The 18,358-nt window shown below is 58.8% G+C and carries 20 protein-coding genes and 1 other RNA gene; 14 read left to right on the top strand and 7 right to left on the bottom strand.

Going from position 1 to position 18,358, the window contains the following annotated elements; genetic code table 11:
* Positions 1–50 precede the first annotated feature (50 nt).
* Positions 51–1,448: an argininosuccinate lyase gene (gene argH / locus O3C79_RS00990; protein ID WP_010321561.1), complete on the top strand. Its 1,398-nt coding sequence runs from the start codon at positions 51–53 to the stop codon at positions 1,446–1,448.
* 75 nt (positions 1,449–1,523) lie between these two features.
* Here the strand turns inward: argH and O3C79_RS00985 are convergent, their stop codons facing one another.
* Positions 1,524–2,039, bottom strand: a complete 516-nt coding sequence (locus O3C79_RS00985; protein WP_494384472.1) for a glycine cleavage system transcriptional repressor — start codon at positions 2,037–2,039, stop codon at positions 1,524–1,526.
* 56 nt (positions 2,040–2,095) lie between these two features.
* Here O3C79_RS00985 and O3C79_RS00980 point away from each other — a divergent pair, with 56 nt between their 5' ends.
* On the top strand, positions 2,096–3,007 hold the full coding sequence (locus O3C79_RS00980) for an AEC family transporter (protein ID WP_494384471.1): 912 nt from the start codon (positions 2,096–2,098) through the stop codon (positions 3,005–3,007).
* Between the two features lie 207 nt (positions 3,008–3,214).
* A complete protein-coding gene (locus tag O3C79_RS00975) occupies positions 3,215–3,340 on the top strand; it encodes a hypothetical protein (protein WP_272941690.1) in 126 nt (41 codons plus the stop codon).
* On the opposite strand, the gene O3C79_RS00970 is transcribed toward O3C79_RS00975, so the two are convergent.
* The 4 genes from O3C79_RS00970 to O3C79_RS00955 form a co-directional block, all read right to left on the bottom strand.
* Positions 3,330–3,926, bottom strand: coding sequence for a 5-formyltetrahydrofolate cyclo-ligase (locus O3C79_RS00970; RefSeq protein WP_010321564.1), 597 nt, complete (start codon positions 3,924–3,926; stop codon positions 3,330–3,332). The two genes, O3C79_RS00975 and O3C79_RS00970, sit on opposite strands and share 11 nt — an antisense overlap.
* A gap of 7 nt (positions 3,927–3,933) precedes the next feature.
* Positions 3,934–4,113: non-coding RNA, 6S RNA (ssrS, locus tag O3C79_RS00965), on the bottom strand.
* Positions 4,114–4,210: 97 nt separating this feature from the next.
* Complete coding sequence (locus O3C79_RS00960; protein ID WP_010321565.1) at positions 4,211–4,531, bottom strand: cell division protein ZapA; 321 nt, start codon at positions 4,529–4,531, stop codon at positions 4,211–4,213.
* Positions 4,528–4,737 (bottom strand): TIGR02449 family protein, encoded by a 210-nt coding sequence (locus tag O3C79_RS00955; RefSeq protein ID WP_010321566.1) that lies wholly within the window; start codon positions 4,735–4,737, stop codon positions 4,528–4,530. Before O3C79_RS00955 ends, O3C79_RS00960 begins: the two co-directional genes overlap by 4 nt.
* Positions 4,738–4,902: 165 nt before the next feature.
* On the opposite strand from O3C79_RS00955, the gene O3C79_RS00950 reads away from it, so the two are divergent.
* The 9 genes from O3C79_RS00950 (at position 4,903) to O3C79_RS00910 (ending at position 13,895) form a co-directional block, all read left to right on the top strand.
* Entirely contained in the window at positions 4,903–5,511 is a 609-nt protein-coding gene (locus O3C79_RS00950; RefSeq protein WP_494384470.1) for a UPF0149 family protein, read from the top strand.
* A 12-nt stretch (positions 5,512–5,523) separates the two neighbouring features.
* Positions 5,524–6,840, top strand: coding sequence for a Xaa-Pro aminopeptidase (gene pepP / locus O3C79_RS00945; RefSeq protein WP_494384469.1), 1,317 nt, complete (start codon positions 5,524–5,526; stop codon positions 6,838–6,840).
* 12 nt (positions 6,841–6,852) lie between these two features.
* Positions 6,853–8,103 carry a 2-octaprenyl-6-methoxyphenyl hydroxylase gene (gene ubiH, locus O3C79_RS00940; RefSeq protein WP_494384468.1) on the top strand — a complete coding sequence of 417 codons (1,251 nt, stop codon included), beginning with the start codon at positions 6,853–6,855 and terminating at the stop codon, positions 8,101–8,103.
* Positions 8,104–8,127: 24 nt separating this feature from the next.
* Positions 8,128–9,393, top strand: a complete 1,266-nt coding sequence (locus O3C79_RS00935) for a UbiH/UbiF/VisC/COQ6 family ubiquinone biosynthesis hydroxylase (protein ID WP_494384467.1) — start codon at positions 8,128–8,130, stop codon at positions 9,391–9,393.
* A 124-nt stretch (positions 9,394–9,517) separates the two neighbouring features.
* Complete coding sequence (gcvT, locus tag O3C79_RS00930) at positions 9,518–10,621, top strand: glycine cleavage system aminomethyltransferase GcvT (protein ID WP_494384466.1); 1,104 nt, start codon at positions 9,518–9,520, stop codon at positions 10,619–10,621.
* Between the two features lie 22 nt (positions 10,622–10,643).
* Positions 10,644–11,036 (top strand): glycine cleavage system protein GcvH, encoded by a 393-nt coding sequence (gene gcvH / locus O3C79_RS00925; RefSeq protein WP_010321572.1) that lies wholly within the window; start codon positions 10,644–10,646, stop codon positions 11,034–11,036.
* A gap of 77 nt (positions 11,037–11,113) precedes the next feature.
* The gene (locus O3C79_RS00920) at positions 11,114–12,310 is read left to right on the top strand and encodes a class I SAM-dependent rRNA methyltransferase (protein WP_494384465.1); all 1,197 of its coding nucleotides are present in this window, start codon (positions 11,114–11,116) and stop codon (positions 12,308–12,310) included.
* Positions 12,311–12,349: 39 nt separating this feature from the next.
* Entirely contained in the window at positions 12,350–13,387 is a 1,038-nt protein-coding gene (locus O3C79_RS00915) for an NADP(H)-dependent aldo-keto reductase (RefSeq protein ID WP_494384464.1), read from the top strand.
* A 94-nt stretch (positions 13,388–13,481) separates the two neighbouring features.
* Entirely contained in the window at positions 13,482–13,895 is a 414-nt protein-coding gene (locus tag O3C79_RS00910; protein WP_010321575.1) for a CBS domain-containing protein, read from the top strand.
* Here the strand turns inward: O3C79_RS00910 and O3C79_RS00905 are convergent.
* The gene (locus O3C79_RS00905; RefSeq protein ID WP_494384463.1) at positions 13,884–14,552 is read right to left on the bottom strand and encodes a histidinol-phosphatase; all 669 of its coding nucleotides are present in this window, start codon (positions 14,550–14,552) and stop codon (positions 13,884–13,886) included. The two genes, O3C79_RS00910 and O3C79_RS00905, sit on opposite strands and share 12 nt — an antisense overlap.
* Before the next feature lie 163 nt (positions 14,553–14,715).
* Between O3C79_RS00905 and O3C79_RS00900 the strand changes: the two genes are divergently transcribed.
* Together O3C79_RS00900 and ptsP are read left to right on the top strand one after the other, a co-directional pair.
* Positions 14,716–15,204, top strand: coding sequence for an RNA pyrophosphohydrolase (locus O3C79_RS00900; protein WP_010321577.1), 489 nt, complete (start codon positions 14,716–14,718; stop codon positions 15,202–15,204).
* 24 nt (positions 15,205–15,228) lie between these two features.
* Entirely contained in the window at positions 15,229–17,544 is a 2,316-nt protein-coding gene (gene ptsP / locus O3C79_RS00895; RefSeq protein WP_494385764.1) for a phosphoenolpyruvate--protein phosphotransferase, read from the top strand.
* Here ptsP and O3C79_RS00890 read toward each other — a convergent pair.
* Positions 17,535–18,317 carry an NRDE family protein gene (locus tag O3C79_RS00890; RefSeq protein WP_494384462.1) on the bottom strand — a complete coding sequence of 261 codons (783 nt, stop codon included), beginning with the start codon at positions 18,315–18,317 and terminating at the stop codon, positions 17,535–17,537. The two genes, ptsP and O3C79_RS00890, sit on opposite strands and share 10 nt — an antisense overlap.
* Positions 18,318–18,358: the final 41 nt, after the last annotated feature.

The following is an 18,358-nucleotide window of genomic DNA, read 5'->3' as shown; positions in this document are numbered from 1 at the left end:
AACAGACAGGGCCGCAGCGGTGGCCGCATCAGTAGCAGGAGATTCCCGGCATGAGCCAGACAACCAATCAGCAGTGGGGCGGCCGTTTTAATGAGCCGACCGACGCGTTCGTAGCCCGTTTTACCGCATCCGTCGACTTCGACCAGCGCCTGTACAAGCAGGATATCCAGGGCTCGGTGGCGCATGCGCGCATGCTGGCCAAGGTGGGTGTGCTGACTGAAGACGAGCGTGATGCCATTATCCGTGGTTTGGGCGAGATCCGAGTTGAGATCGAGCGCGGTGAATTCGACTGGTCCGTCGAGCTGGAAGATGTGCATATGAACATCGAAGCGGCGCTGACCAAGAAGATCGGCATCACCGGCAAGAAGCTGCACACCGGCCGTTCTCGTAACGACCAGGTCGCCACTGATATTCGCCTCTACATGCGTGACGAAATCGATCAGGTGCTGGCCGAAATCAGCCGCCTGCAGGATGGCCTGCTGGGTCTGGCCGAGCAGGAAGCCGACACCATCATGCCCGGCTTTACTCACTTGCAGACGGCTCAGCCAGTCACTTTTGGTCACCATCTGCTGGCCTGGTTCGAGATGCTGAGCCGTGACTACGAACGCTTCGCCGACTGCCGCAAGCGTGTCAACGTGATGCCGCTGGGCGCTGCTGCGCTGGCCGGTACCACCTACCCGATTGACCGTGCCTATACGGCTGAGCTGCTGCAGTTTGACGCCCCGGCCGGTAATTCCCTGGATGCGGTGTCCGATCGTGACTTCGGTATCGAGTTCTGCGCCGCCGCCAGTGTGCTGTTGATGCACATGACGCGCATGTCGGAAGAGTTGGTGCTCTGGACCTCGGCCCAGTTCAACTTCATCAACCTGCCGGATCGCTTCTGCACCGGTTCTTCCATCATGCCGCAGAAGAAGAATCCGGACGTGCCGGAGCTGGTGCGTGGCAAGAGCGGTCGTGTGTACGGTCACCTGATGTCACTGCTGACCCTGATGAAGTCCCAGCCGCTGGCCTATAACAAGGACAACCAGGAAGACAAGGAACCGCTGTTCGACGCCGTGGATACGGTGAAGGGCTGTCTGCGTGCGTTCGGTGACATGGTGCCGGCGATTGAATCGCGCAAGGACGAGATGCGTGAAGCGGCCCGTCGTGGCTTCTCCACCGCGACTGACCTGGCTGACTACCTGGTGCGCAAGGGTGTGGCCTTCCGTGATGCGCATGAAATCGTGGGCCTGTCCGTGGCCTACGGCATCAAGACCGGCAAGGACCTGTCCGACATGACGCTGGAAGAGCTGCAGCAGTTCTCCGACACCATCGAGCAGGATGTGTTCGAAGTGCTGACGCTGGAAGGTTCGGTTGCTGCGCGTAACCACATTGGGGGGACTGCACCGGACCAGGTGCGAGCGGCGGTGATCCGTGGCCGTGATCTGCTGGCGGCTCGCGCCGACTGATTGGCGTACTGAACGGCGGGTATTCGCTGGGTATGAAAAAGCCGCCCTTGGGCGGCTTTTCTGTATCTGTAGCCTTTAGCGCAGGGTGATATCCACCATCAGATCACCGGCAATCGCTTCCAGTGCCTGCTGCAGCTCATCCGGGTCCAGGTCGGCAGGAGCCAGCAGTTCCGCTTCCGCCTTGAACAGCTCTTCAGCCGACATGGAGCCGGAAGTCAGCTCGGTGCTCAGGCGTTCCACGTTGATATGGCGCGCCGCCAGAGCCTGGGAAATTTCGCGCACGATACCGGGTTTGTCATGGCCGACCAGTTCCAGTGTCATCGGCTGCAGGGTATCAAGGGCGGGTGCTTCCTCGCTGCGCTCGGCGGTTACTTTCAGGCCCTGGGTGCTCAGTGCTTCCAAGGATGTAATCAGCGCATCGGCTTCTGCGGTCGGCACCTGAGTGATCAGGATGCCGGCGAACTTGCCGCCCAGGCGTGACATGCCGGACTCGAGCCAGTTACCCTGATGATCGGCAATGGTGCGGGACAGTAAGCCAACCAGACCGGGTTTGTCCGGGCCGATAATAGTGAGAACCAGGGATGTCATCATAACGCGCAGCCTCTTCCGCTATCTTTATTGAGTTTCTATAAGGGAATGTATCTCAGATGCTGGCCATTATCACCGCTCTCTGGCCTGTTTTTGCCCTGTTGCTGTTGGGGCATCTGGCACGACGCTTTGATTTTCCCGGCGAAGGCTTTTGGGTGCCGGCGGAAAAAGCGACCTACTATGTGTTCTTTCCAGCGTTGTTGGTCAGCCGTCTTGCTCATTCTGAGCTGACCGGCGGGGCGTCACTGTCACTGGTGGCAGCGGTACTGCTGTTGCTGGGTGCCGGTGTGCTGGTCTGTTTGTTGTTGAAGCCTGTTCTGGGGTTGGCCGCCCCGGCCTACACCTCCTTTTTTCAGGGTGCCATGCGTTTCAATACCTATGTGGCGCTGGCGGCCACGGCTGCACTCTATGGCGATGCCGGCATAGTGCATGCGGCGATTATCACGGCAGTGATGATTCCAATGCTGAACCTGTTGTGCGTGTTGGCGTTCTCCTCGTTGGCAACGCAGAGGGCAGGTGTCCGTCGCGTACTGCGTACGCTGGCTACCAATCCGCTGATTTTGTCCTGCCTGTTGGGGATCTCACTGAGTTTGACCGGACTGGGGTTGCCGGTCTGGATTGGCAGTGTGCTGGACCTGCTGGCACGAATGGCCTTGCCCCTGGGACTGCTGGCAGTAGGGGCGGGGTTGAGTGTGCGCAGTCTGCACGGCTCCTGGCGTGCATTGGGTTGGTCCAGTGGCATTAAGCTGCTGCTGTTTCCCCTGTTGGCACTGGGGGCGGCAGGGTTGATGGAGCTGGAGACGCTGGCGACTCAGGTACTACTGCTGTTTGCTGCGGTACCAACCGCCACTTCAGCGTACATCCTCGCGCGCCAGTTAGGCGGAGATGCCGACTTGATGGCTGCCATTATTACCCTGCAAACCTTATTGGCCATGCTGAGCCTGCCGTTGGTCCTGGTTTTGGTGGTCTAATAGTCGTTAAATGCCGACATCTTAAGCTTAGGTTTGCTTTATTTTTCTGGGATTTAGCGAAAGTTCTAAAAAAATGCGGATAAGATCAGGAAAAAGCGCTATTTGGGGTTGAAAAAAAACGGCTCTGTGAAACACTAGGGCACGTTACGCTTTTTTCAGCTGTTTCAACGGCTAACCATAATAATCGGACAAAGAACTTTTAATGCTATGAATAAAAGCCCTGATCTGGTGTTGGTACTCGTAGTCGCATTTGTTGTCGGTGCAGTGATGACCGGAATTTCGCAAAGTGACCTGCAATTGGCATCAATGGTTCAGCAGGCGTTTAATAGCTGATTCCATAACAGGCATTATCCGTTACTACCGCATTCAGGGGCACATCCCAGGGCTCCAGGGGTAACGCGTCTCTTCTCTGCAGCTCGTGGGCCAGGCCAACCAGACGAGGGCCTCTCAGGCGCTTTTCTGCCAGCTTGAACGCAAAGGTTCGATCATAGTATCCCCCTCCCATGCCCAGGCGACCGCCTCCGGGTGAAAAGGCAACCAGTGGCATTAATACCAGATCCAGGGCAAACGCCGGGCGTCGAGGCTGGCCTGTGGGCACGGGTTCGCTGATGCGATAGCGGTTCAGTCGCATCGGTGTTTTTCGCGTATAGGGTGTAAACCAGAGACGGTTGTGACGTACCGGGTGCAGTACGGGCAGATACAGGTGCTGACGCTGACGTCGGCATAAAGCAATGATGGGGCGGGTATCGATTTCGCCGTCGTTGGGCAGGTAGAGTGCGATGTGACGGGCACGTCTAAACCAGATTTGGCGGCTCAGTTGCTGTGCCAGTTGCCTGCCGGCCAGTCGTTGTTGGCTGCGGCTGAGCGCTCGGCGCTGCTGGCGTATTTCACGGCGGAGTGCTTTACGGTCCTGCATCATGGTAAGGAGGCTTCCCAGAGTGCCGGTGTCGGTCGTGGCCCTGAACCCTAAGGTTCAGAGTGGAAGTGGTCACAGACAAATCAGGCTTTCCGTCACGCGGACATGCGCACATCATCTGTTGAACACTGCCTGGGTATTGCTTATCGGCTCGAGGGACTTGACCAACTATCGAACACTCCAGGAACCTGAATCCCATTATACGCGTTCGTGCTTCAATGTCAGCCCTTGAAATTCTGTCGAAGTTTGCTAGGGGTGTCTCTATGCTTTTGTTATATAAAAGCTTTTCAGGAGGATGAAGAGTTTTCATGTCGCTTGGCATTGCTGCTCAAGCTATGATCAATCTTCTGTCCCAGGCGGCGCAGATTGGTTTCAATATTCTGGCGCTGCTGCTCGTGGTTCTTGATCAGCTCATGTGACATATTCAAGGCGGCCATGACAGCGATCCGCTCCAGTCCGATGATCTTGCCGGACTGACGAATCTCCTGCATTTTCTGGTTCAGGTAGTCGGCCGAGGCCAGCAGCTCCGCTTCTGCGCCATCGGGGCAGCTGATGGTGTATTCCTTGTCCAGCAGCTTGACTGTTACCGTACGTGCATCCGCGCTCATGAATTCTGCTCCAGTGCCTTGAGTCGCTGTATCATGCCTTCAACCTTGCCGCGGGTTTGATCGTTGAGCTGCACCAGCTGCGCACGCTCCTCTCGCAGTTGCTGGTTTTGCTGTCGCAACTGTTCATTGTCTCTTTCCAGCTGCTCGACATGGTCCAGCAGTTGATCAATCTTGTGCTCAAGGGCGTTGAAATAGTGCTCGCTCATACCCGTTCCTACATCCTAACCTGTCGACTATAAACAGCTGCTTGAGCAGGGTCAATTGACGGCAGATGGCTCTGCCTATGGTGAGATGCTAGCATAGGGAAGCATATTATGCCGGCTTATGTCGGCCTCAACCCGCCACCCCAAGAAACGACCCGGATGCTGCACATGACAGAAGAACAATCGACCTCCGTTGAACTCCCGGACTTCGATGTCCTGGCTGACCTGCTGGTAGAAGAGGGAGCCTTGACCCTGTCACCGGCCGAACTGCACGGCATGCTCGCCGGCCAGGTTGCAGCAGGTGCGCGTTTTGATCCTGCGGGTCTGCTGCAGCGTATACAAACCCTGTTCGACATTGAGCCATTTCGCAACGAGGCCGCCCGACGTGGTGCCATGCAGGTCTATATGGCCATCCTGCAGCAGTTCCAGGCACCTGACTTCAGCTTTGAACTGATGTTGCCGGATGATGATCAGCCTCTGTCGATTCGCGCCGAGTCCCTTGGGGTCTGGTGCAGCGGTTTTCTCAGCGGTTTTGGCATGCAAGAACAGACGGGTCCGGGCGGGCTCTCCGTGGAAGGGCAGGAAACCCTGCGTGATCTGGCTCAAATCGTCCAGATCAGCACCGAGGCAGACGCCGAGGGCGATGAAGATGAAGCCAATTTGATGGAGGTGCAGGAATATGTCCGTATGGCTGCGCTGCTCATCTTCAGTGAATGTAATGAGCCTGACGCCAAGGCCGAAGCCCCCGCTTCCGGCGAGCCCCCCATACTGCATTAAACAGGAAACAGCATGAAAATTGCCCAGGATGAATTTGCCCGCCGCCGGGCTCAGCTGCTGGCGGCTGTGCCGGCAAATGCCGCAATTCTGGTTGCAGCGGCAAGTCTGAAAACCCGCAATCGTGATGCGGAATACGCTTTTCGTCAGGACAGCGACTTTTATTACCTGACCGGCTTCAACGAGCCGGACGCCTTGCTGCTGCTGTTGCCGGGCCGTGCTGAAGGTGAAGCCGTGATCTTTTGCCCGCCCCGTGACCCGCAAATGGAGATCTGGACCGGCTATCGCGCCGGCCCGGAGGGCTGTGTGCGCGACTTTGGCATGGATCAGGCGTTTGAGCTGAAGCAGATCGAGACAGAGCTGCCGGAGCTGCTGGACGGTCGTCTGCGCCTTTATTACGCCCTGGGGCAGGATGAGGTATTGGATACACGGGTACGTGGCTGGGTTAACCAGGTACGTGCCAAGGCGCGTCAGGGTGCCGAAGCGCCGCGTGAGCTGGTTCAGCTGGAAACGCTGCTGCATGAACAGCGCCTGTTCAAAAGCGAAGCCGAAGTGGCGCTGATGCGCCGTGCCGGTGAAATATCGGCTGCTGCCCATGTACAGGCGATGCAGGTGTGCCGTCCGGGTATGGGTGAGTACCAGCTGGAAGCCGAGATTACAGCCCACTGCATGCGTGAAGGTGCGCGTTTTCAGGCGTATTCACCCATCGTGGGGGGCGGCGCCAATGGCTGTATTTTGCACTACATCGACAATATGGACCTGCTGCAGGACGGCGACCTGGTGTTGATTGATGCCGGCTGCGAGCTGGACAACTACGCCAGTGATATTACCCGTACCTTTCCGGTTAACGGACGTTTCTCGCGTCATCAGGCTGAACTCTATCAGCTGGTGCTGGATACCCAGCTGGCGTGCATCGATGCCATTCGCCCCGGTGTGCCCTGGAACGATATCCATGAGCTGTCCGTGCGTGTTTTGACGGAAGGTCTGGTGCGTCTGGGTCTGCTCCAGGGAGAGGTTGATACGCTGATCGAAGAGGGCGCGTATCGCCGTTTCTACATGCACCGTGTCGGGCACTGGCTGGGCATGGATGTGCATGACGTGGGTGAATATAAACAGAAGGGCGACTGGCGACCGCTGGAACCGGGCATGGTCATGACCGTTGAGCCGGGCTTGTATGTGGCACCGGATGACGAAAGCGTCGAGCCTCACTGGCGGGGGATCGGTATTCGCATCGAAGACGATGTGGTGGTCACCGAGCAAGGCTGTGAAGTACTGACGGAAGCGGTGCCCAAGCAGATTGCCGATATCGAAGCACTGATGGCCGGAGCCTGACGGGAGAAGAACATGCAGGGGTACGATCTGGTGATTATCGGCGGCGGCATGGTCGGCGCCAGTCTTGCAGCTGCGCTGCTGCCGCTGGCCGAGTCCTTGCAGCTGCGCATGGCGCTTATAGAAGCTCAGCCGTTACCGGATGACGGCCAGAGTGAACCCCGCTTTGTACCCAGCTATGATGCCCGCTCGACAGCGCTGGCTCAGGGGGTACGCACCCTGTACAAGCGTATGGGGATCTGGTCCGCCCTGAGCGAGCACCTGACTCCCATCGACACCATTCATGTATCCGAGCGTGGCCGCTTCGGCACCACACGCCTGCGTGCTGAAGAAGAGTCCGTGCCGGCGCTTGGCTACGTGGTGGAAAATCACTGGCTGGGCCAGGTGTTGATCAGTCATTTGCAGCAGCACCGCAGTGAATACCTGGATTTGATCAGCCCCGCTGAAGTCACGGGACTATCGCCCATTGAAGGGGGGCAGCAGGTCGAGCTGCAGGTCAGTGGCGAAACCCGAACCTTGGATGCACAGCTGGTCGTGATGGCCGATGGTGGACGTTCTGCTCTGCGCGAGCGTATCGGTATCCACTACAGTGAAAAGGCGTACGGCCAGCATGCGCTGGTGGCCAATGTCTCGCTGGATCGGAGTCATGACAATGTCGCCTATGAACGTTTTACCGAGGGCGGCCCCATTGCGCTGCTGCCGGGAGAAACGTTGAGCGGAAGCCCGCGCTGTGGGTTGGTCTGGACGTTGTCGGACGAGGCGCTGGACGAGGTGCTGGCACTGGATGACACTGCCTTTCTGCAACGCCTGCAGCAGACCTTCGGTTTTCGTGCCGGGCGCTTTGTGGCCGTCGGTGAGCGTTTTCACTATCCATTGAAACTGGCGCTGGCGCAGGAGCAGGTGCGTTCGGGTCTGGTGGTACTGGGGAATGCGGCACATGCGCTGCACCCGATTGCCGGTCAGGGGTACAACCTGGCCCTGCGCGGTGTGGTGGCGCTGGCCGATCTGATTATCGAGCGTCGCCGGGCCGGGTTGGCACTGGGCGATATTGAAGGACTGAGCCGCTTCGTGCAGGAGCGGCAGCAGGATCAGCAGCGTACCATCGGTTTCAGCGATCTGACCCTGAGGGCCTTTACCAGCGATAACAGCCTGTTGCGGTTAGGGCGTGGTGCCGGTTTGCAGCTGCTGGATGTCTGTCCTGCACTGAAAACCGTCTTTGCCAGGGCGGCCATGGGGCTGGACCAACCGGCGGCGCGGCTGCGCTGAATATGCCAATCACGGGATAAGTTGATGAATCAGAACACAGACTATGATCTGGTGGTGGTGGGTGCCGGCATGGTTGGCCTGGCACTGGCCCTGGCTGTTGCCCGTACAGGGCTGCGCGTGGCCTTGCTGGAACAGCGCCCCGGAGATCCGGCCGATTGGCTTAAGGCTGTGGCGGAACGCGGCAGCAATGAGTACGAAAACCGGGTCAGTGCACTTAACCTGGCATCGGTACAGTTGCTGAAAAACCTGGGTGCCTGGGACGCTATTACGGCATCAGGTCGGGCCTGTGATTATACCGATATGCATGTCTGGGATGGCGAGGGCAGTGGTTCCATCCATTTCAGTGCGGATGCTCTGCACGAGGATTGTCTCGGCTATATCGTCGAAAATGCCGTTATTCATGCCGGTTTGCTGCAGGCGTTACAGCAGCACGAGCATCTGGAATTGATGACGGGTACCCGTGTACGTGCCCTGTCAGCCCCCGCCGCCGCAGGCCAGCGAGAGCTGGAACTGGAGGATGGGCGCCTGCTGCAGGCCCGCCTGGTGGTCGCGGCGGATGGTGCCCTGTCGCAGATTCGCAAACTGGCGGGTATCCCTGCCACCGAATGGGATTATGGCCACCACGCGCTGGTGACCAGCGTCTGGACCGAACATAGCCACGCTCACTGCTGCTGGCAGCGTTTCACCGAGGATGGCCCGTTGGCCTTCCTGCCACTGACCAGCACCGAGGCGAATGTGTCGTCGATTGTCTGGTCAACCTCACCAGCGCATGGCCGTGACTTGATGGCACTGTCCGATAGCGAGTTCCTCACTGCCCTGGGTCGCGCTTTTGAAAATCGTCTGGGTGAGGTGACTGCCTGTACCGAGCGGCAGCTGATCCCCCTGCGTCAACGTCATGCCCACCGTTATGTAGAGCCGGGGCTTGCGTTGATCGGAGATGCGGCGCACACCATCCATCCGCTGGCCGGTCAGGGCGTGAACCTGGGTTTCATGGACGCCGCTGCATTAGTGGATGTGCTCTGTCGTGCCGAGGCTCGCGGTGAATCCATTGCCGAGCTGACCGTGTTGCGACGCTTTCAGCGCCAGCGCCGCAGCAGCAATCTGGGCATGGCCGCGACCATGGAAGGCTTCCGGCGCCTGTTTGCGCCTCAGCCGGCACCGGTGCGATTGCTGCGCAGCTGTGGCATGAACCTGGTGGATCGGCTGGAGCCGGTAAAGCAGCATCTGGTGCTGCAGGCCATGGGGCTATCCGGCGAACAACCGCCACTGGCGCGGCGTCCGCGGGTGTGAGCGGCGGCTAAAGATTGAACTGGGGCGCAAATGCCGATACATTGTCATCCCTTTTTTTGTGTTAACCGGTTGCAACATGGCTTAGGCTTAAGCTTCGGAACACCGCCTGTAGATGAGTTTGCCGATGGTACATAAGACTGCACTTCATGCACAACATCAGGCGCTGGGCGCCAAACTGGTAGACTTCAGCGGCTGGGACATGCCGCTGCACTATGGCTCCCAGGTTGAGGAGCACCACAAGGTTCGGCAGAGCGCCGGCATGTTCGATGTTTCCCATATGACCATTGTCGATGTGGCCGGTGCCCAGGCACGCAGCTTCCTGCGTCACCTGCTGTCCAATGACGTCGCGCGTCTGGAGAAAAAGGGCAAGGCCCTTTATACCGGCATGCTGAACGAGCAGGGCGGTGTCATCGATGACCTTATCGTATACCTGATGACTGAGCCCGGCGCGTCCGGCGAATGGTATCGTCTGGTTGTTAACTGCGGTACCCGTGACAAGGATCTGCGCTGGATGGCCGATCAGGCCCTGCGCTTCGATGTCACCCTGACCGAACAGCCGGAACTGGCCATGGTCGCCATTCAGGGCCCCAAGGCGCGTCAGCGCGTGGAACAGGCAGTCAGTGAATCCCGCGCTCGTCTGATCTCTGAACTCAAGCCCTTCTTTGGCCAGGAGTCCGAAGGCTGGTTTATCGCCCGCACCGGCTATACTGGCGAAGATGGCCTGGAAATCATGCTGCCCGAAGATGAAGTTGCCGATTTCTGGCAGCAGCTGCACGAGGCGGGTGTTGCGCCCTGCGGTCTGGGGGCACGTGATACCCTGCGTCTGGAAGCAGGCATGAATCTCTACGGCACCGATATGGATGAAAGCGTGTCACCGCTGGAAGCCGCCATGGGCTGGACGCTGGCTCTGGAGCCGGCAGATCGTCAGTTTGTTGGCCGTGAAGCCGTTGAGAAAATGAAAGCAGAAGGTGCGCCGCGACGTCTTGTCGGTCTGGTTCTGACCGAACGAGGTGTTCTGCGCGGTCATCAAAAGGTGATTGTCGAAGGCGTAGGCGAAGGTGAAATCACCAGTGGCAGTTTCTCGCCCACGCTGGGTCACTCCATTGCACTGGCGCGTGTACCGGCCGGTACAGCGGATACAGCGGAAGTTGAAATGCGTGGCAAGCGTGTTCCGGTCAAGGTTGTCCGCCCGCCTTTCGTCCGTCATGGCGAAAAAGTATTTTCCTGAACCTGTCAGATAGGAAGCCGAGATGAGCAACGTCCCGAACGAACTGAAATATGTAGCCAGCCACGAGTGGATCCGTGAAGAGGGTGAAGGTGTGGTCGTAGTCGGTATCACCGACCATGCACAGGACCTGCTCGGCGATGTGGTTTTTGTTGAGCTGCCGGATGTGGGCGCCGAGATGAGCGCTGGCGACGATGCGGGTGTAGTGGAGTCTGTTAAGGCTGCCTCCGACATCTACGCGCCGCTGAGTGGTGAAGTTGTTGCCGTCAACGAAGATCTGGAAGATGCACCGGAAATGGTGAACTCAGATCCCTATGGCGATGGCTGGTTCTTCAAAATCAAGCTGAGCGATACCGCCGAGCTTGAAGACCTGCTGGATGCGGACGGTTATGCCGCCCATTGCGAAGCGGAAAGCTGATCGGCTCAGCCGTATCAAACCCCTGTACTGTCCCGGCTTTTGCCGGGACAGTCATTTCAGAACATAGATAGAGCACAATGAACCTCAAACCCCTTACTCTCAAATCAGGTGCGGACCGGCGCCTGCGTGCTGGCCACCTGTGGGTCTACAGCAACGAAGTTGATACCCGTGTAACGCCCCTGAAGGATTTTGAGCCGGGCGAACAGGTGGTTGTGCAAACCTCATCCGGCAAGGCGCTGGGTATCGCGACGCTGAACCCGAATACGCTTATCTGCGGCCGTATCATCAGTCGTGATCTCAAGCACCCGCTGGACCGCTCCCTGCTGGTGCATCGTTTCAACGTGGCCAAGTCGCTGCGTGAGCAGTGCTTCGATCAGCCCTGTTACCGTGTCGTATTTGGTGACTCCGATGGCCTGCCGGGCCTGGTGGTGGATCGCTTCTACGATATCTTTGTGGTGCAGATCTCCACAGCCGGTATGGAGTTGATGCAGGACGCCATTATCGATGCGCTCAACAAGGTGTTCCAGCCGCAGGCAATCGTGCTGCGTAATGACGGCAAGATGCGTGCAACCGAAGGTCTGGAAACCTTTGTCGAGGTGGTGCAGGGCGAAGTACCGGAGCTGGCGCCGCTGAACGAAAACGGCGTCGACCTGGTAGCCCCCATCCTGACCGGACAGAAAACCGGCTGGTTCTACGACCACCGCGAAAACCGCGCCCGCATGCAGACGCTGGTGAAGGGCAAGCGCGTACTGGATCTGTTCAGCTACGTGGGTGGCTGGGGTGCCCAGGCACTGGCAGCCGGTGCCAGTGAAGTGGTTTGTGTGGATGCATCGGTGACGGCACTGGAAGTGGCGGCAGAGAATGCGCGCATCAATAACGGCGAAACCCGTTTCCGCGGTCTTCAGGGCGATGCTTTCGACCTGTGCAAGGCGCTGGTAGCCGACAAGGAACGCTTCGATGTTGTAGTTGTAGACCCGCCCGCGTTTATTGCCCGTCGCAAGGATATCCGCAACGGTGAGCGTGCTTACGCCCGCATCAATAACCTGGCCATGCGTCTGCTGAACAAGGACGGCACGCTGATTTCGGCGTCCTGTTCCATGCATCTGGGCAAAGACCGTCTGGTTGATATTCTGCGCGCCAACAGCCGTGAGCTGGACCGCAATGCGCAGATCTTTGCGCAGGGCAGTCAGGGCTCGGATCATCCGATTCATCCGGCGATTCCCGAGACTGAATACCTCAAAGCCTATTTCCTGCGTGTGCTACCCTCGATCTGAGCCAGTACACCTTGCCAAGCCGATAGAAGGAGAGAGCAGATGGATTACCTGACACTGGGCCGCTCCGACCTCAAGGTCAGCCGTATCGCCCTGGGCACCATGACCTTCGGGCGCCAGAACAGCGAAGCCGAAGCCTTTGAGCAGCTGGACTATGCGCTGGAGCGCGGGGTCAACCTGATTGACGCGGCGGAGATGTATCCGGTGCCAACGGCCCCCGAATACCAGGGGCGTACTGAAGCCTATATCGGCAACTGGATGCACCAGCGTGGCAATCGTGACAAGGTTATTATCGCCACCAAGGCGACGGGTCCGGGTGACATGGTCAGCTATCTGCGCCCGAACATCCGCCATGATGCCGCGAACCTGCGCCAGGCGGTCGAAGGTAGCCTGAAGCGATTGCAGACGGATTATATCGATCTTTACCAGCTGCACTGGCCGGATCGCAGCACCAACTACTTCGGTCAGCTGGGCTATCAGCATAACCCCGACAGTCAGGGCACGCCGCTGGCGGAGACTCTGGCAGTGCTGGGCGAGCTGGTTGCCGAGGGCAAAATACGTCATATCGGCCTGTCCAACGAAACCCCCTGGGGTACCATGAAATTCCTGCAGCTGGCCGAGCAGCTGGGTCTGCCCAGAATCCTGTCGGTACAGAACCCCTACAGCCTGCTCAACCGCAGCGCTGAAGTGGGGCTGGCGGAAGTAATGCTGCGTGAAGAGGTGGGACTGCTGGCGTATTCGCCGCTGGGTTTTGGTGTGCTCAGTGGCAAGTATGCTGCGGGTGCCCGTCCCGAAGGTTCGCGCCTGGCGCTTTTCCCCGAGTATCGTCGTTATTTGACCGAGCAGGGACTGGCAGCCACCGAGTGCTATCTGCACCTGGCGGCGGAACATGGTCTGAACCCGGCGCAAATGGCGCTGGCCTACGTGAATAGCCGCCCCTTCCTGGCCAGTAACATCATCGGTGCGACCAATCTGGAGCAGCTCAAGACCAACATCGATTCAGTGGATGTCAGTCTGTCACCGGAACTGCTGGCCGCCATCGAGGAAGTGCATCAGCGCTACCCCAACCCCTGCCCCTGAGCTTCCTCGTGCGCCCGTGAAGATTCGATTACGCGGGCGTGCGCCTCCTTTGCCATACTCAAGGCAGTCTTCGCAACGGAAGGAGAGTGCCGACATGCAACAACAGCAAGTACAGGATCTGATGCAGCCCGTGCCCAACCCCTTGCGGGTGGATATGCCGCTGGCCGAGGCGGTGGATCTGATTCTGCAATCCGGTCAGATCGGTTTGCCGGTGGTCGATATTGGACGTCAGGTGTGCGGTTTTCTGTCCGAGCATGATTGCATCGATTATCTGGTCAGTGGCAGTTACCACTGTGATAGTCGTGCCAAGGTGGGGGAGATGATGTTTCCCGAGCCGCTGTGTACCTCGCCGCACGAAAGCATTATCGATCTGGTGCAGAAAATGGGCGGTAACAAACCCAAAACCTGGCCTGTGGTAAAAGACGGCCAGCTGGTCGGAGTGATCAGCCGGCGTCAGATCATGCAGGCGTTGAACGCCACCATGAAAGGCTGTCGTTCACGCGTCTGAGGCAGGCATCAGGTCGAGAATCTGCCAGCCACGTGCCTGGGCGGTTGCACGCAGGCGGTCATCCGGGTTGGTGGCGACCGGGTTATCCACAGCTTCCAGAAGCGGCAGGTCATTGTTGGAGTCGCTGTAGAACCAGCTGTTTTTCAGGCTGTGGCCCGTTTGTTCCAGCCAGGCATTCAGGCGCGTGACCTTGCCTTCACGGAAGCAGGGCGTGCCTGCAACCTTGCCGGTGAACAGGCCATCGATCTGCTCGGGGTCGGTGGCCAGCATGTCATCCACACCCAGACGCTTGGCGATGGGGGCCGTCACAAACCGGTTGGTGGCCGTGATGATCAGCAGGAAGTCTCCCTGCTCGCGGTGCTGCTTCAATAGCGCTTCAGCCTTGGGCAGGATGATCGGCTCGATGCACTCGGTCATGAATTCGGCGTGCCAGGCATCCAGCTGTTCGGGGGTGTGCTGGGCCAACGGGTTAAGGGCGAAATTGAGGAATTCGTGAATATCCATCTCGCCGCGCAGGTAATCCTCGTAAAAGCGGTCGTTGGCGGCGCGGTATTCATGCTCGTCGACAACACCCTTTTTACATAGAAACTCGCCCCAGGCGTGGTCGCTGTCGCCGCCGATCAGGGTATGGTCCAGGTCGAAAATCGCAAGACTCACCGCTATTCCTCACTTTTCTGAGCCCGTTTTGACGGGCGGATAAATGCGCAAGCATAGACTTCAGGGGGTAGCCACGCAACGCCGGATACTGCATGCTATTTGCCAGACGCAGGATCTGTGGAACAATAAAACCCAATAACCTTTACAGATCGGGATCAGAATTGTGATTGATGCAGATGGATTCAGACCGAACGTCGGAATCATTCTGGTTAATTCGCAGGGTCAGGTTCTTTGGGCAAGACGCATAGGGCAAAACGCCTGGCAGTTCCCGCAAGGTGGTATACAGTCAAACGAAACGCCCGAACAGGCGATGTATCGCGAACTCGGTGAAGAGGTCGGACTGTCGCCCGCGGATGTGGAAATCCTGGCGGTAACGCGCGGATGGCTGCGCTATCGTCTGCCTAAACGTATGATCCGGCGCCACTCGCACCCTGTGTGCGTGGGCCAGAAACAGAAATGGTTCCTGTTGCGCATGCTCAGTGATGACAGCGCTGTCAGGATAGACGGCACCGACTCGCCAGAATTCGACGGCTGGGAGTGGGTAAGCTATTGGTATCCCTTGGGGCAAGTGGTGTCCTTCAAGCGTGAGGTATACCGCAAGGCAATGAAGGAACTCTCACCTCGGCTGTCGCGCTTGTCGATAGCAAGGTGATCTGAACAGGAGCAAGCCATGAGTATGCTCAGCGTGCTGCGCAAAATCGTACAGGAGGTCAGTGCCGCTCCGGATCTGGAGTCGGTGCTGGACTTGATTGTACGGCGTATTCAGCGCGCCATGCGTACTCAGGTATGCTCCATTTTCCTATTTGACCCCATACATCAGCGCTATGTCTTACGGGCCACTCAGGGCTTGAATCAGGAAGCGGTGGGCAAGGTGAGCCTGTCCATGACCGAGGGTATCGTCGGTCAGGTCGGCAAGCGTGCCGAGCCGATCAACCTGGAAGATGCGTCCCGCCACCCCGCATTTCACTACCTCCAGGCCACCGGTGAGGAGCGTTTCCACGCCTTCCTTGGCGTGCCGATCATTCATCATCGCTCCGTTCTGGGGGTGCTGGTGGTGCAGCAGATGGAGCATCGCCGTTTCGACGAGAGTGAAGAGGCGTTCATGGTCACGCTGTCGGCACAGCTGGCCGGTATCATCGCCCATGCCGAGGCGACAGGGTCCGTTAACATGGAGCCGGCTGCCTCCCCGGATAAAACGGGTACCGAGAAGGTGCCGCCAGTGGTGGTGCATGACAAGCGTTTCAACGGTGTGGCTGCTGCGCCGGGGGTGGCGATTGGCGAGGTGGTCATTGCCACGGTGACGGCCGAGCTGGAAACCGTGCCGGACAAGCCCGCCCGTGGTGTCGAGCGCGAGCTGGAAGATTTTCAAGCCGCGCTGGAGTCGGTACGGGATGATCTGTCGACGCTGGGTAAAAGCCTGGCGCAGCGTTTACGCCCGGAGGAGCAGGCACTCTTCGATGTCTACCTGCGCATGCTGGATGACACGGCATTGCGCGGTGAAATTGAAAAACGCATCCATCAGGGACAGTGGGCACAAGGTGCCCTGCGTGATGTGATTCTGGCGCAGGTACAGCAGTTCAGCCGCATGGAAGATGCCTATCTGCGTGAGCGTGCCACTGATGTGCGCGACCTGGGTCGACGCATTCTCAGTTATTTGCAGGAAAGTGCCGGTCCGGTGCAAATGGAATGTCCGGATAACGCCATCCTGATTGCCGATGAGCTGTCACCGGCCATGCTGGGCATGGTGCCTGAGGAAAAACTGGCGGGTCTGATTGCGGTCAGCGGCTCGGGCAACTCCCATGCGGCCATTATGGCGCGCTCCATCGGCATTCCCACGGTGATGGGGGTGGTCGATCTGCCGTTCACCCGCCTGGAAGGGCGCAAAGTGATCGTCGACGGCTACAGTGGTCGTGTCTATGTAAACCCCTCCGATCAGTTGCTGGAAGCGTTCGAACGTGTCATCCGCGATGAACAGGCCGTTGCTGCCGGCCTGGAGGGGCTCAAGGACCTGCCCGCCGAAACCACAGACGGCTACCGCATGCCCCTCTGGGTGAATACCGGCCTGGTGGCGGATGTAACCCGTTCGCTGGACCGCGGTGCCGAGGGTATCGGCCTCTACCGTACCGAAATTCCCTTCATGATCCGTGACTTCTTCCCCAGCGAGCAGGAGCAGCTGCAGAGCTACCGCAACCAGCTGGAAGCTTTTGCACCACGCCCGGTGACCATGCGTACGCTGGATATCGGCGGCGACAAGGCGCTGCCTTATTTTCCGATCGAAGAAGACAATCCTTTCCTGGGCTGGCGCGGCATACGCGTGACCCTGGATCATCCGGAAATCTTTCTGGTGCAGGTGCGGGCCATGTTGCGTGCCTCAGAGGGCCTGAACAATCTGCGCATCATGCTGCCGATGGTCACCAGCCTGCACGAGGTAGAAGAGGCGCTGCGCCAGATCGACCGTGCCGTTGAAGAGCTGCAGGATGAAGGTTACCAGGTGAGCCGTCCGCCGGTGGGTGTGATGGTAGAAGTGCCTGCGGCCGTCTATCAGGTACGCCGTTTTGCCCGGCTGGTGGATTTTATCTCGGTCGGCTCCAATGATCTGACCCAGTATATTCTGGCGGTGGACCGCAATAACCCGCGTGTGGCAGGGCTCTATGCTGCCTATCACCCGGCCGTACTGCGTGCGCTGCAGTATATTGCGCGCGAAACCCGCCGCGAGGGCAAGCCGGTGTCTATCTGCGGTGAAATGGCGGCGGACCCGGGCGGTGCGCTCCTGCTGATGGCGATGGGCTATGAAGTGCTGTCCATGAATGCCAATAACCTGCCGCGGGTTAAATCGGCCATTCGTGGTGTCAGTCTGGTTCGGGCCCAGTCACTGTTGAGCCGTGTACTGCGCATGGCGGATGCCGAAGAGATCCATCAATGCCTGCGTGAAACTCTCAAGGGGCTGGGGCTGGGTCAGCTGACCCGTCCGCATCTGCCCAATCAGCAATAGTCCGCTTCGACCAGAAGCGGGCGCTGCAATTGATAGCGGCGGCGCCCGCTTACACTGGCATCCACTGTATAACTTTCCTCAACAAACAGCAGGCGACCACTGCGGTGTTGCAGCAGCAGGCTGCTGGCGCGAGTGCCGTAGTCGGCTGACTGGATGAAGCAGGACGAGAGCAGTCGCTCGCGTTCCAGCGACAGGCCTGTATCAGGCAAGTATGCATCCTTTGGTCGGCTTGTTTCGTGTAACAGATGCAGCAGTTTCTCCGGCTGAGGCAGGCCTTGCGCCAGTTGCTGCTGCAGACGGGCACGTGCCCTCAGTGTTTTTGGCCAGGGGGTATCCAGCAGGGCGTTGCTCAAACCAAATACGCCGGCGCCAAGACGCTGGCAGCGCTGGCTGATATTGCTGTAGTGGTACCAGCCGGTTGTATCCCTCAGCAGCAGGTTAAAGCCGGCATAGTCCTTGGCCCCGAGCTGGTTGCAGAAGTCGGGAGCGGCCAGCGGTGAGTTGATAAAGTCGGCTACCAGGTTGCCCCGCGAGCGGGCGTTTTCCGGTTTCGGTAGACGCAGGTTGCGGTGGTTGGTGACCAGTACAAAGCGGTTGTTGTCGCCCAGTGCCATCCAGCTGCCGCCGGCTTCCAGATCGCGGCCTCCCAGTAGCGGCTGGTCAGGCCAGACGCTCAGCGCTGCTGTGGGGCGGGCATGGAATTCATCACGGTTGCCGACCAGAATCAGGGGCCAGTCGGGGTGGGCATTGAGGGCAAAGGTGGCCAGACACATGAGGTTTCATCTACCGGTTTGAGGCTCTAAGATAGTCCGCT

The sequence above is a fragment of the Marinobacterium sp. NO-S09 genome, assembly GCF_059179545.1.
This window is presented reverse-complemented; position numbering and strand designations above follow the sequence as displayed.

Bases quoted from the DNA above. Each gene is read 5' to 3' on its own strand.
- argH (WP_010321561.1), top strand. From the start codon at position 51: ATGAGCCAGACAACCAATCAGCAGTGGGGCGGCCGTTTTAATGAGCCG.
- O3C79_RS00985 (WP_494384472.1), bottom strand. From the start codon at position 2,039: ATGATGACATCCCTGGTTCTCACTATTATCGGCCCGGACAAACCCGGT.
- O3C79_RS00980 (WP_494384471.1), top strand. From the start codon at position 2,096: ATGCTGGCCATTATCACCGCTCTCTGGCCTGTTTTTGCCCTGTTGCTG.
- O3C79_RS00975 (WP_272941690.1), top strand. From the start codon at position 3,215: ATGAATAAAAGCCCTGATCTGGTGTTGGTACTCGTAGTCGCATTTGTT.
- O3C79_RS00970 (WP_010321564.1), bottom strand. From the start codon at position 3,926: ATGATGCAGGACCGTAAAGCACTCCGCCGTGAAATACGCCAGCAGCGC.
- O3C79_RS00960 (WP_010321565.1), bottom strand. From the start codon at position 4,531: ATGAGCGCGGATGCACGTACGGTAACAGTCAAGCTGCTGGACAAGGAA.
- O3C79_RS00955 (WP_010321566.1), bottom strand. From the start codon at position 4,737: ATGAGCGAGCACTATTTCAACGCCCTTGAGCACAAGATTGATCAACTG.
- O3C79_RS00950 (WP_494384470.1), top strand. From the start codon at position 4,903: ATGACAGAAGAACAATCGACCTCCGTTGAACTCCCGGACTTCGATGTC.
- pepP (WP_494384469.1), top strand. From the start codon at position 5,524: ATGAAAATTGCCCAGGATGAATTTGCCCGCCGCCGGGCTCAGCTGCTG.
- ubiH (WP_494384468.1), top strand. From the start codon at position 6,853: ATGCAGGGGTACGATCTGGTGATTATCGGCGGCGGCATGGTCGGCGCC.
- O3C79_RS00935 (WP_494384467.1), top strand. From the start codon at position 8,128: ATGAATCAGAACACAGACTATGATCTGGTGGTGGTGGGTGCCGGCATG.
- gcvT (WP_494384466.1), top strand. From the start codon at position 9,518: ATGGTACATAAGACTGCACTTCATGCACAACATCAGGCGCTGGGCGCC.
- gcvH (WP_010321572.1), top strand. From the start codon at position 10,644: ATGAGCAACGTCCCGAACGAACTGAAATATGTAGCCAGCCACGAGTGG.
- O3C79_RS00920 (WP_494384465.1), top strand. From the start codon at position 11,114: ATGAACCTCAAACCCCTTACTCTCAAATCAGGTGCGGACCGGCGCCTG.
- O3C79_RS00915 (WP_494384464.1), top strand. From the start codon at position 12,350: ATGGATTACCTGACACTGGGCCGCTCCGACCTCAAGGTCAGCCGTATC.
- O3C79_RS00910 (WP_010321575.1), top strand. From the start codon at position 13,482: ATGCAACAACAGCAAGTACAGGATCTGATGCAGCCCGTGCCCAACCCC.
- ptsP (WP_494385764.1), top strand. From the start codon at position 15,229: ATGCTCAGCGTGCTGCGCAAAATCGTACAGGAGGTCAGTGCCGCTCCG.
- O3C79_RS00890 (WP_494384462.1), bottom strand. From the start codon at position 18,317: ATGTGTCTGGCCACCTTTGCCCTCAATGCCCACCCCGACTGGCCCCTG.